The organism is Psychrobium sp. 1_MG-2023, from assembly GCF_030689115.1.
GTDB lineage: Bacteria > Pseudomonadota > Gammaproteobacteria > Enterobacterales > Psychrobiaceae > Psychrobium.
Genome location: NZ_JAUYVJ010000005.1, coordinates 116,930 through 129,749, shown reverse-complemented (window position 1 = coordinate 129,749; position 12,820 = coordinate 116,930). Strand labels below are relative to the sequence as shown.

Here is a 12,820-nt window from a genome sequence, read left to right as displayed (position 1 = left end):
TGAGTTGGATATCAAAGAGGATATTTTGATGAACAGACAGAAACGAGATCGGAATCAACGTGCTTTTTCTAAAGGCTATAACGCTGGCGTCCAGCAACAAAGCCGAGATAATTGCCCGTATAACACCGTCGAACAAAAACAACAATGGCTTGGCGGTTGGCGTGAGGCTTGCGAAGATCGAGCCTCGGGCTTTTTTAGCCGATAGCGTCGTTAATTAAAACACCGTTCCTGTTTATTTAATTGGAGTTAAGACAAGGCACTAGTTTACGCTAGTGCCTTGTTGTTTTATGACTACTATTTTATTCCGCTAACAAGTATTTCGCATGAAAATCTAAATGAGATTCAATGAAAGTCGTTATAAAGAAATAGCTGTGGTTATAGCCTTCATGCTGATTAATAGTGACTTCATAGCCAGCGTCATCTGTTGCGCTTATGAAGTTATCTAGTAATAACTCCTCTTCAAGGAATTGATCGTCTAACCCTTGATCGATCAACATTGGCAATTGATTATTCCCTTGTGCCACAAGATGACAAGCGTCATATTGCAACCATTGTGGGAGATGATCACCTAAATAATTATAAAGCGCTTTTTGTCCCCAAGGGGTTTCAATTGGGTTAGTGATTGGGCTAAACGCTGAGACACTACGATAGTTTTTTGCATTGCGTAAGGCGATCACTAATGCACCATGCCCACCCATCGAATGGCCAAAGATAGATTTTACTTCACTTACAGGTAACTCTGATTCAATGAGTTTAGGAAGTTCAGCGACGACATAATCGTACATTTTAAAGTGCTTATTCCACGGCTTTTGTGTTGCATTGACATAAAAACCAGCCCCTTGACCAAAAGCGTAATCGTCCTCTAAATCATCGGGTACACCTTCGCCGCGAGGGCTGGTATCAGGCATGATTAGTGCGATGCCATGTTTTGCAGCATACTGCTGCGCTCCCGCTTTAACTGAAAAGTTTTCGTCAGTACAAGTCAAGCCTGATAAAAAATACAAGGCCGGTACTTTATTCTCATTATTAGCCTCTGGAGGCAAATATACAGAAAAAGTCATCGGACAGTTTGTTGTCTCTGATTGATGTTGATATTGGTTGTGAGTACCGTTAAAGAGTTTCTGACTTGATAATAAAGTAATATTTGACATAGTAACTGCTAGTTTTCTGAATACAAAAGACTATTCTAGCAAATAATTCATTGCTAGGCTCAGAAAAATGATGATATAAAATGACCCGAAAATAACAATAACAACATAGTGAGTATTCCGTGACTAGACAATCCTCTTTTGATTTTTCTTTTAAAAAACATGTTAAACCTTTGCTGTGCGTTGCTACATTCGCAACGCTTGGATTGAGTGTAACAACGCAAGCACATCCTTTGGAAAAAGACGCGGAGAATAATTTTGCAATCGCAATTCACGGCGGTGCAGGGACAATTGATAAGAAAAAATTTACCCCTGAGAAAGAGGCGCTATACCGACAAAAATTAACAGAAGCGACTAATGCAGGCTACGATATTTTACACCGTGGTGGTTCAAGTCTTGATGCGATCAATGCTGCGGTGAATATTTTAGAAAATTCTCCGTTGTTTAATGCGGGTAAAGGGGCTGTTTATACTTATGATGGTGCTCATGAGCTGGATGCTTCAATCATGGATGGAAAAACCAAACAAGCAGGTGCAGTATCAGGAATTCGCCATATTGAAAACCCAATCAACCTTGCTCGTTTAGTGATGACAGAATCAGTTCATGTGATGTTGTCAGGGCAAGGCGCTGAGGAATTTGCTTTAGAGCAAGGGATCCCATTAGTTGCTAATAACCATTTTGATACGCAAAGCCGTTATAAAGCACTTCAACGCGCAAAGAAGAAAATACAAGCTATTGAGCAAAAATCAAGTACACCGGGTGAGTACCAAGCAAATTACATTCACTTAGATGATAAATATAAGATGGGAACAGTTGGCGCAGTTGCTGTTGATAGAGCTGGTAATATCGCAGCTGCCACATCGACGGGGGGAATGACAGCAAAACGTTACGGCCGAATTGGCGACTCGCCAATTATTGGTGCTGGTACTTGGGCTGACAATCAATCTTGTGCTGTTTCTGCTACCGGCCATGGTGAGTATTTTATCCGTTATAATGTCGCCTCTGACATCTGTGCTCGTGTCCTTTATCAAGGCAAAGATATTAAGCAAGCGAGCGAAGAGGTTATTTTTGGCCCCATGCTAGCAAGTGGTGGTACAGGCGGTGTTATCGTTGTGGATCCTAAAGGGAATGTTGCATTAACCTTTAATACAAAAGGTATGTATCGCGGCTATAGAAAAGCCGGCGAACCAGCTAACGTGGCTATTTTTGGTAAGTAACACAAAGCCTGTTACTTTAGTGATCATCCACTACACCATACATTGGGTGTAATATAAGTATGTGTCGATGACTAAATGAGGCTGAGATACAAACGTTACTGACAATTCCATGAAACGGTCTCATTTGATTTGTTGTTGCCAAAATCAGTGAGGCCCTGTCTTGGTGTATTATTGATAAAAGCTAAATGCTTTATTCCCCTGTTTAGATTGATACATTGCGATATCAGCGGCGCTTAACAACGCTTGGATCTCTTGACCATTTTCGGGGTACATAGCGATGCCAATACTGGTTGATGCCACTAATGAATGTTGCTCGATTTCAAACTGATCCGTTAAACTCACTGCGAGCTTATGGGCTATTTCAGTCACAATCGACAAATCCTCTACTTCTTCGAGCAGTACAGTAAACTCATCCCCACCGAAGCGAGCCAACGTATCACTTTTCCTTAAGGCAGATGCAAAACGTTTAGCCACTTCAACTAGCAGTTGGTCACCGACTTCATGTCCTAGATTGTCATTGACTTGTTTAAACTTATTGAGGTCGAGAAAAAGAATCGCAAATTTTGAGTGATTACGTTTGGCAATTTTGATCGCTTGGCTAACACGGTCAATAAAGAGGCGTCGATTAGGTAGTTCTGTCAGCGCATCATAAAATGCGAAGTGTTCAAGTTGCATGTTGAGTTGATGCAGTTGTTTCGTTCTCGCAGTTACTTCCCTTCGCATACTTTGGTGTCGACCAAATGTGGTTAAAACCAGCAGTACCGAGAATGCACCGATGATGATACTAAAAATTAAAAAATTTAACAAAAGAGCGACTTGTTTAGAGACGTAACTGTCCGGTGCGATATGTAAGATAAATGACCAGTGATGATTAGCGAATGTTAATTCAAAACGATGAAAGTAACCTTGTTGGTCATCCATTAGGCGGGCTAGAGAGTCATCGCCATAAACAGGCTTGTTGTGATCACCATTCTCGTAAATATAAAGAGAAATATCATCCATTAATTGATTAGTGGTGCTTTGTTCTATTATTTCATTAACTAAAAACACGCCTACAGCAAAACCTGCGATAGATTGCGGCCGATCAAGCGAATATACATCTGCTGATTCATCGCCATAGATTGGCTTTAAAAGTAGAAATCCAGGCTCTTTTTGTTTTGACTGAACAAGAGTAATTATATCTGTTGCTACAGCGGAATGGCTTATTTGAGCCTGAATCATAGCATTCTTGCGAGATTGGTTAGAATAAACGTTAAAACCTTGAGCGGCGAGGTTCTCTGATAATGGTTCGATGTATTGGACAACAACGAGCGGATCTGTACTGAGTAAAGGCGCACCTTTAACATTAAAGCCGGGAAAGGTTTTTTGATTTTTTTCGATGAATGCGTCGAGGTATCGCTGGTGAATTAATGGATTCCAAGATAATGCTTTGATACCAGAGTTTTGCTCAATTAAAGACAGTGCTTTTTCGCTGAATTCTTTACTAGTGAGCTGTGGGTCTAATGATATTTGATTAGCGAGTGTGTTCAGTGTATTAACATAGTGATTAATATTGTTTCTCAGATTGTTTTCAACAACTTTTGCTTTCGTATTGAAATCCACCACAGTGTCATCAGCAACTTCTTGCTCCACATATTGTTGAAACAATTGAATGGTAATAACTAAAAAAATCATTGGCAAAGTAATACTTTTAATTAAGTCATATTGCGTACGTTTTACTAAAAGGCTGAGTACTATTGGGCACAACGTGATCGCACCGATAAAGTCGCCTAGCCACCACACCGACACGTTATGCCAAGGAAGATCAAACACATTATTAGGCTGTGTTGCGACATTAAGTACTGTATTCCCAACCAGAGCACTAAACAAACAGCTAATGAAAGTGACAGCGATAAAAATAACACAACATTTGACTGAGGGAGCATCTAATATGTCGATCTTGAGCATTTCAAGTACTTTTGCGTTAATAAGTGCTTGAAATGCTGAACTACAGGCAATGAGTAAACCAATGATGGTAAATGGGACAAGATCTGTCGATGGGCTCCATTGAATCATTGAGTTAAAGGTGAAGGAACCAAGAATAATAAAAGGAATGAAGCGCCAACCAAGTAAAAGTACTCCGGCCAGTGCTATACCAGCGGGTGGCCAAAAGGAGACAATTTGTGATTGAGGGCTAAAACTGGCGAACAAAAACGCAGAACCAATATAGGCTACAAAGAGGATGACCGCTGTACTAAACCGAGGGAAAAAACTTTCAACATTCAAATTATTTTCCTTTCTATATACACTTAAGTGGCCTATTAACGACTAATGGTGCGTGTGCCGAGTCAGTGTTCTAGTGTAGTGCTGTTTCTTTGATACTATTAAGAGACACGAAGAAATAAGAGGTACAAAAAAATTATTTACAGGCTCTAAATAAAGCAAGAAGCATGCCTCAGATTAAAAATATGGCGCTTTCACTGACGACATGACTCTAAAGTTGCATAATACTCGTTCAATAATTTTACTATAAGCGCTTACTCAACGCTTTTCAATAACACCATTGTTTGTCAGTCGAATCTATTTGCACCTTGACCAATCAAGTTTGCCCTTTATCTTTAATATTTGATAATATAAGGGAATATATTCTTAAAGACTTCTCGTATTTTGACTGACCAAAACTCGCCTCCTACAGATAGCACAATAACACCACAACAACTTATTTCGCAGCTTAAAGCAAGTTCGCATGACTGTATGCTTTTAGATGGGATCAAGATTAGGGCAAGGTTGCGTGGTTTAAATAAAATTAAGCAGCAAGAGCGTAAAGCCAAAAGTTTAGAAAAAATCGCCAGTGACTGCGAGGCCGCATTATCTCGATACCAACACCGTGTGACTAATGCGCCAAAGGTTACTTACCCGCAACAGTTACCTGTAAGCCAGCTTAAAGACGACATTGCTACCGCTATTGCCAATAACCAAGTGGTAATTGTCGCGGGGGAAACGGGTTCAGGAAAGACAACCCAGCTACCTAAAATTTGTCTCGAGCTAGGGCGTGGGCAAAAGGGGCTAATTGGTCACACTCAGCCTAGACGATTAGCCGCAAGAAGCGTTGCAGAACGAATTGCCAGTGAACTAGACAGCGAACTCGGCCAAGTTGTCGGTTTTAGAGTACGTTTTGCTGACAAACTCAATGATAATACTTATGTTAAGCTAATGACCGATGGTATTTTACTGGCGGAAATTGCACACGATCCTTTTTTAAATCGCTATGACACTATTATCATCGATGAAGCCCATGAAAGAAGTTTAAATATTGATTTCCTTCTAGGCTACCTTAAACGTTTATTACCTAAACGTCCGGATTTAAAGGTCATAGTGACATCTGCTACCATTGATACCAAACGGTTCTCTTCCCATTTTAACGATGCCCCTGTCATTGAAGTGAGCGGGCGAACCTTTCCCGTAGAAGTTCGTTATCATATAGATGAACAAAACCAAGACAAGGATCAATTGCAATCAATTTTTGATGCCGTTGATGAACTCGTTGCGCATGGCCCGGGGGATATATTAATCTTCATGAATGGCGAAAGGGAAATTCGTGATACCAGTGATGCGTTAGCCAAAAGAAATTTAGTTCATACCGATATTTTACCCCTTTATGCACGATTAAGTTATGCCGAACAATCTAAAATCTTTAAGTCGAGTAATAAAAGGCGCATTGTATTAGCCACTAATGTTGCAGAAACATCCTTGACGGTGCCTGGAATTCGCTATGTTATAGACCCTGGGACGGCACGTATTAGTCGCTATAGCTATCGAACTAAAGTTCAGCGCCTACCCATTGAAAAAGTATCGCAGGCCAGTGCTAATCAACGAAAAGGACGTTGTGGCCGTGTGGCTGAAGGTGTGTGTATTCGCTTATATAGCGAAGCTGATTTTGACGCGCGCCCGCTATTTACCGATCCTGAGATTTTGCGGACCAATTTAGCCTCGGTTATTTTACAGATGGTGTCATTAGGGTTAGGGGATATCGAAGCGTTTCCGTTCATTCAGCCACCCGATAGTCGAAATATTAATGATGGTGTTCGGTTACTTGAAGAGATCGGTGCTTTATCTAAAGAACATAAAAAAGGTAAGTTTTCTGCTAATGAGCAATTAAGCTTATCCGAAATTGGTAAGAAAATCGCTTCATTACCCATTGATCCTCGTTTAGCACGAATGGTCATTGAAGCAAATAATAATGGTTCGCTCGAACAGCTATTAATTATTACCTCAGCGTTGAGTATTCAAGATCCACGCGAGCGGCCACTAGAATATCAACAGAAATCAGATCAGGCACATCAACGTTTTATTGATAAAACCTCAGATTTTATTGCCTTTGTGAATTTGTGGGATTACCTGCAAGAACAGCAACAAGCACTATCAAATTCTCGTTTTCGCAAGCTGTGTCGCGAACAATTCCTTAATTACTTACGAATAAGGGAGTGGCAAGATTTATATGCGCAACTAGTGCAAGTGCTTTCGGAGCAGGGCATCAGTGTAAAAAGTAATGAGCCTAATTGGCAAAGTGTGCATCAGGCCATCCTATCGGGTTTGTTAAGTCATATTGGGTTTAAAGAAAATAACAATGAATTTAGCGGCGCGCGCAATGCTAAGTTCTTTATATTCCCCGGTTCAGCATTAGCAAAAAAACCGCCAAAGTGGACGATGGTCTCGGAGTTGGTAGAAACTTCTCGCTTATTTGGCCGCGTTGCCGCAAAAATAGAGCCTGAATGGATCGAGCCCTTAGCGGGTGATTTAGTCAAGAAAAGCTACAGTGAACCGCACTTTGAAAAAAAGGCGGCTCGTGTTGTTGCTTTTGAACAAGTGAGCTTATTCGGCGTGATTATCGTCACGAAACGCAAAGTCGACTATACACCGATTAAGCCAGTAGAGGCTCGAGAAATTTTCATCCGCCAAGGTCTTGTCGAAGGAGAACTAAATAGTCAATTAAACTTCTATCGCCATAACCTAAAGCTTGTAGAGCAAGTTGAAGAACTTGAACACAAGTCACGTCGCCGTGATATTTTGATTGATGAAGAAGATCTGTTTCGTTTTTATGACGAGAAACTCCCACAAGATATCTCAAGTGAAAGCAGTTTAACGCGCTGGTGGCGTAAGGCACAAAAGCAGCAGCCAAAATTGCTCGACTTTGACATTGAAGCTTTAATGCGAAGTGATGCAAAGACGGTTAGCAAAAATGACTTCCCAGATACTTGGCAGCAAGGAAACTTAACCTTCCAGCTATCCTATCATTTTGAACCTGGTGATATTGATGATGGGGTCAGTGTCCATATCCCTATCGAGTTATTAAACCAAGTCACTCAAGATGGCTTTGATTGGCAAGTCAATGGCCTCAGAGAAGAGAAAGTGATTGCGTTAATTAAGTCATTACCTAAATCGTTGCGCCGTAATTTCGTTCCTGCACCTAATTATGCCAGTGCGTGTTTAGATACGATGCCTGTGATGCAGGGTCGAATGGTAGATGCCATGGCTAAACAATTACTCAGAATGTCAGGCGTGAGAATTGAATTAGACAATTGGGATAGCAGTCAACTTACCCCACATTTATTTATCAATTATAAAATTGAGAAAAACGTTGGCCGTAATAAATACAAGTTAATCAAACAAGGCCGCGATTTAGCCAAGCTTCAAGAAGAGCTCAGTGGTCAAGTTTCTCAGTCGCTCGCTAAAGTCGCTGATAAAGGTATTGAACAACAAGATATTACTCAATGGAACTTTGGCTCGTTACCAGCGAGCTACACCTCAAAACGTGGTCAGTTTGAAATAAAAGCGTATCCGGCGCTGGTCGCGAATAAGCAAAGTGTCGAGATAAAGCTATTTGATGACGAAGGACTAGCTCAGCAAAGCAATTTGGTTGGTTTAAGGCAGTTGCTGCTACTTAATGTCCCTTCACCGATAGCCTATATGCAGCGTGCGCTTCCCAACAAAGCGAAATTGGGACTCTACTATCATGGTTTTGGGCAAGTTAATGTGTTAATTGATGACATTATTGCTGCAGCTGTTGATAGTATCATTGAGAAACATAATACGACGGTTGATGATGAAAGTAAGTTTAATCAGTTACGTGATATTGTTCGAGCGGAGCTTGCTGACCAAGGGGTAGTTATTGCCGAGAAAGTTGAGCAATGTCTGAGTTTGCTTAATGCGATTAACAAAAAACTTAAAGGTAAGGTCTCACTTGATATGGTGATGGCTCATGGCGATATTAAATCACAACTTGAAAAGCTCGTCTTTAAGGGGTTTGTGACCGAAGTTGGCCATCATCGTTTAGACGATTTGCATCGCTATTTAAAAGCAGTTGAACGCCGTCTCGAAAAGTTACCCGTAGACCCCAACAAAGACCGTATCGTGACCATTGCTATTGATTCGGTCAATAAAGAATACCAAGCGTTGGTTAATAAACTCGGTAAAACCGCAATTATGCCAGCCTCACTCGTTGAGATTCGTTGGATGATTGAGGAGCTGAGAGTGTCCTTATTTGCCCAAACACTGGGTACAAAATTCCCGATATCGGAAAAACGAGTTAAGCAGAAAATCGCCGATTATAAAAAATCATTATAAAAGAGAAAATTATGAAAATTTTATTTACATTATTAAGTGCGTTGTTGATTTCACTAAGCACCTGCAGCCAAGCTGATGAACTAAAGGTCGGTGATATGGCACCTGACTTTGAGCTTCAGGCGACCAACGGTAAGACCTATAAGCTTAGTCATTATCGTGGCCGCCAAGCAGTGGTACTTGCTTGGTTCCCGATGGCCAATACACGTGGCTGTACGATTGAGTGTTTATCATTAGTTAAGCATGGTGAAAAAATTCGTGCCTTTGATGTTAGCTATTTTATGGCCAGTGTTGACCCTATTGAAGACAATATCGACTTTGCCAAAAAAACCAAAGCCGACTTTCCAATGTTAAGCGATCCAACTAAAGAGACAGCGAAAGCTTATGAAGTACTCAACCTGTTTCGTGTTGCCAGTCGCGTGACGTTTTACATCGATAAAGAAGGTCGAATCGCAAAGATTGATGATGATATCGAACCTAAAAATGCGGCACTTAACATGGTAGATAACTTGAAAGCGTTGGGCATGGTAGTTCGTTAGCAATAATTTGCAAGCGAGGTCCTGAGGGGGATCTCTGGACCTCGCTTGTTAATAAACAAAGATCCCGGCTAAACCCCTGTCGGGAAGACGATGTTGTGTTGGGGTTGCCAACCATTGTCCTCTTCTCACAGCCATCTCCACCCAGTCGTCATCTCCTAAGCGTCGTCCTGAGGGTGTTTTACTCAGGATCTCTGTTTACCGCCCAATCACCATAGGCCCAATGTAATCATGGGCAATAACAATATTATCAATGTAAACACGATAGGTTTTATTTGGTTTGGTTGTTCCGCCGTGATAAAAGTTCATCCAAACAGACTCTATTTTAAGTTGCTGTGTTTTTCTAAACTCATAGTCTGTTTTATTAAATGCCTCGACACCATTAACCCATGCCCTGATAACTCCATCTGCTTTGCCAACAGTATTTAACTTTACAAACTGCTCTATGCAATACCACTTGTTTCGTTCAAGTTTTGGCGCTGTACCGTGCCAAAAATCGACGTAGCCGTAGTTTCCATCGCTTTTTGCTTGATAGACGTAGTTTCCTATCGGGGTTGCGCCTGAAAAACTTGAATTAGCAGAAGCTGGAAGGCCATATGCCCCGCGTGTAGACCAACCATTAAACCCATTAGATTTACGCCCCCCCCAACCACCTTTATTATAAGTTCCTGCAAAACCTGGAAGTTTTCCACCATCTCGTGGCTGCCATTTATCACCAAGGCGCAAGTAATAACGAAAATACATCTGCTCCGGCTCATAGCCCAGCAGTTGCTTAAATTTATACATACCGCCTAGTGCCAAAGACCCTTTTGGAGTGAAGGTAAGCTCAAGGGCTTGAGTGAGCAATGGGGTAAATTTAGATTTATTTATTGGAGTACCAACTAATTGATACTGGCTATAATCTGGGATCTGAGTGAGGAACTTACGCCAGCGGGGCGTTTTATATCGATTAAATAGTGAAGTTTTAGCGCTAAAATCTTCACTAAAAATTACAGCTTGATGTGATGTGATTTTCAAGTCTTGTGGAAAATTTTTGGCGATCCCCAATTTTGTTTGTTGCTTATTGTCGATTGCTGCAACAGCAAAAGTACCTAATGTAATCGCTCTGTGTTGTTTGTTTGTTGTGGTCAAAACCAGCTGTGCTCGTGAAATATTCTTAAGTGATAATGCTTGAAAACTTGGATCGATAGCTAATAAGCTCGCCGCTGAGCCAGATACACTAAACACATCGAAGTGTCCAAGGGATTTATTGGTGCTTGGGTGAAAGCTAGTATCACGCGTAATGGCGAATTTAAGCCGTTGCGAGTTTGTGGTGATCTCAATATAGGGTTTTTTGTTTTGATGTTCACTGCTATAAAAAGATGCTTCACCGCCTAAAATACCTTTTAAATAGATGCCGTGGTAACTATTTTCATGCCTTGCCCAATATTTGAGCAGAGGTAAAATATCAATTCGTTCGACCCGGCTACGATCAATGTCTTTAATAACGGTTGATGAAAAAGGCGTGTTGCCGTAGGGCGTGCCATTTTTATCTAGGAAGTCACCAAACGGTTTTCGCCACGGAATTTTTGCTGAACGATCAGCATAAGTTTTGGTCGCGCCATCTTTTAATTGATGCGAGCCTTGTGACCAATACACCTGCGCGATGAGTGAGTGAGAAAGAAATAGCAAACTAAGCAAAAGCAAACGCATCAGACTAACCTCATTGACTAGTGATGATCTAAGCTTAATCTACTTTTAGTAACTTGCACGGCGCTGTGTAGTTCAGGGGTTACTAATTAGGGTCTCACACTGTGGCAAAGGCCCTGGATAAAGAGATCACCAGGGCGTCACGCGGTATCAAAGGCCCTGGTTAATCAGTTTGATTTAAGAAAGGACTGACTACTTAGCGTATTTCTGGGCTAAGTAATGGTATACAGTACGTACACCAAAGGCTTCGCCACCGATTGGGCGGCCTGAGAGTTTACGATTATTCCAAGCCATAATGTCAAAGTGAAGCCAATTAGGGTGGTTAGCGGTGAACTCTTTTAAGTAAAGCGCCGCAGTAATCGCGCCACCAAATGGGCCTGCTGCGCAATTACTCATATCAGCAATCTCACTTTTTAAGAGGCTTTTGTAAGGTGAATGTAATGGCATATTCCATACAGGGTCACTATTGCTCTCACCAATTGACATTAAATCAAGGGCTGTCTGTTTATTACTTGAGAAAAAGCCTGGTAACTCAGTGCCTAAAGCGACACGCATTGCACCTGTTAGTGTCGCAAAATCGATAAGCATTTCCGGTGAATCATTCATTGCTTCACTGATAGCATCACATAATACCAAACGTCCTTCAGCATCTGTGTTATCAATCTCGACTGTAAGACCACTACGCGTTGTAATAACATCACCTGGGCGTAGTGCATTAGCAGAAACAGCATTTTCTACAGCAGGAATTAATACACGCAAGCGCACGGGTAAATTGTTCGCCATGATTAAATGAGCAAGACCCAATACGTGAGCTGAACCGCCCATGTCTTTTTTCATATAGCGCATACCAGCAGTTGGTTTTAGATCTAAGCCACCGCTATCAAAACAAACCCCCTTACCAACTAGCGTGATTTGTGGGTTAGCATCATCACCCCATATTAAGTCAATCAGTTGTGGTTGATGAACACTAGCGCGCCCAACAGCATGAATCGTCGGGTAGTTTTGGCTCAATAACTCATCACCAACGATTTGTGTGACTGAACCGCCAAATTGCCGTGTCAGTTCGTGGGCGGTTTCGGCAAGGTTCTGAGGCATCATATCTGCGGCAGGCGTATTGACTAAATCTCGAACCAATGCAGTAGCTGTGGCTTCAATCGTCACTTCGTTAACTAGTGCGCTGTCCTTAATCGCTAACGTTGGTAGCTCTTGTGTGCTCTCTTTATATCGAGTAAAACGATAACAACCGGCAAGCCAACCAAAAGCAGAGGCTTTGATTAGTTCAGGTTTGGTGTTTAACACATAATGTCCGCTTGGTAACTGTGTGGCTAAATCGCCACAAGCGAAATGATCCGATGGGGTGTCAGTGACGAAAATAACACACCGTAATGAGCCATCGGTATTAGGAATAATAGACACACCATGGCCTGAGAACTTAGTATTGATTAGCCAATTGATAGTCATTGAATCTTGCATTGTTTCCCAAGTGATAAAGTCATTCTTATCGAGGACATACAATGGGGTGCCAGAGGCTATATTAGTATTAAGAAACATAAGACTTCCTATATTGTTCTTGTTTTTTATTATTAAGTTATTAGCCAATAAATGGCAAATACCGATAAATAGAGTATAC

At 41.4% G+C, this 12,820-nt stretch carries 8 protein-coding genes; 4 read left to right on the top strand and 4 right to left on the bottom strand.

The genetic code is table 11. The features are described 5' to 3' along the window. Window positions 1-28 precede the first annotated feature (28 nt). Window positions 29-205, top strand: coding sequence for a ribosome modulation factor (rmf, locus tag Q8W26_RS04215; RefSeq protein WP_101215120.1), 177 nt, complete (start codon window positions 29-31; stop codon window positions 203-205). A gap of 94 nt (window positions 206-299) precedes the next feature. Here rmf and fghA read toward each other — a convergent pair whose 3' ends face one another. Further along, window positions 300-1,151: an S-formylglutathione hydrolase gene (fghA, locus tag Q8W26_RS04210; protein WP_101215119.1), complete on the bottom strand. Its 852-nt coding sequence runs from the start codon at window positions 1,149-1,151 to the stop codon at window positions 300-302. Between the two features lie 119 nt (window positions 1,152-1,270). Here fghA and Q8W26_RS04205 point away from each other — a divergent pair, with 119 nt between their 5' ends. Further along, a complete protein-coding gene (locus tag Q8W26_RS04205) occupies window positions 1,271-2,365 on the top strand; it encodes an isoaspartyl peptidase/L-asparaginase family protein (RefSeq protein WP_370694259.1) in 1,095 nt (364 codons plus the stop codon). Between the two features lie 168 nt (window positions 2,366-2,533). On the opposite strand, the gene Q8W26_RS04200 is transcribed toward Q8W26_RS04205, so the two are convergent. Beyond that, on the bottom strand, window positions 2,534-4,630 hold the full coding sequence (locus Q8W26_RS04200) for a diguanylate cyclase domain-containing protein (RefSeq protein WP_101215118.1): 2,097 nt from the start codon (window positions 4,628-4,630) through the stop codon (window positions 2,534-2,536). A gap of 435 nt (window positions 4,631-5,065) precedes the next feature. Here Q8W26_RS04200 and hrpA point away from each other — a divergent pair, with 435 nt between their 5' ends. Both hrpA and Q8W26_RS04190 read left to right on the top strand, forming a co-directional pair. Next, window positions 5,066-8,968, top strand: coding sequence for an ATP-dependent RNA helicase HrpA (gene hrpA, locus Q8W26_RS04195; protein ID WP_305472400.1), 3,903 nt, complete (start codon window positions 5,066-5,068; stop codon window positions 8,966-8,968). An 11-nt stretch (window positions 8,969-8,979) separates the two neighbouring features. Further along, complete coding sequence (locus tag Q8W26_RS04190) at window positions 8,980-9,504, top strand: redoxin domain-containing protein (RefSeq protein WP_101215117.1); 525 nt, start codon at window positions 8,980-8,982, stop codon at window positions 9,502-9,504. A 195-nt stretch (window positions 9,505-9,699) separates the two neighbouring features. On the opposite strand, the gene Q8W26_RS04185 is transcribed toward Q8W26_RS04190, so the two are convergent. Together Q8W26_RS04185 and Q8W26_RS04180 are read right to left on the bottom strand one after the other, a co-directional pair. Continuing rightward, a complete protein-coding gene (locus tag Q8W26_RS04185) occupies window positions 9,700-11,193 on the bottom strand; it encodes a polysaccharide lyase (protein ID WP_101215116.1) in 1,494 nt (497 codons plus the stop codon). A gap of 189 nt (window positions 11,194-11,382) precedes the next feature. Beyond that, window positions 11,383-12,741 carry a M17 family metallopeptidase gene (locus Q8W26_RS04180; protein ID WP_101215115.1) on the bottom strand — a complete coding sequence of 453 codons (1,359 nt, stop codon included), beginning with the start codon at window positions 12,739-12,741 and terminating at the stop codon, window positions 11,383-11,385. Window positions 12,742-12,820: the final 79 nt, after the last annotated feature.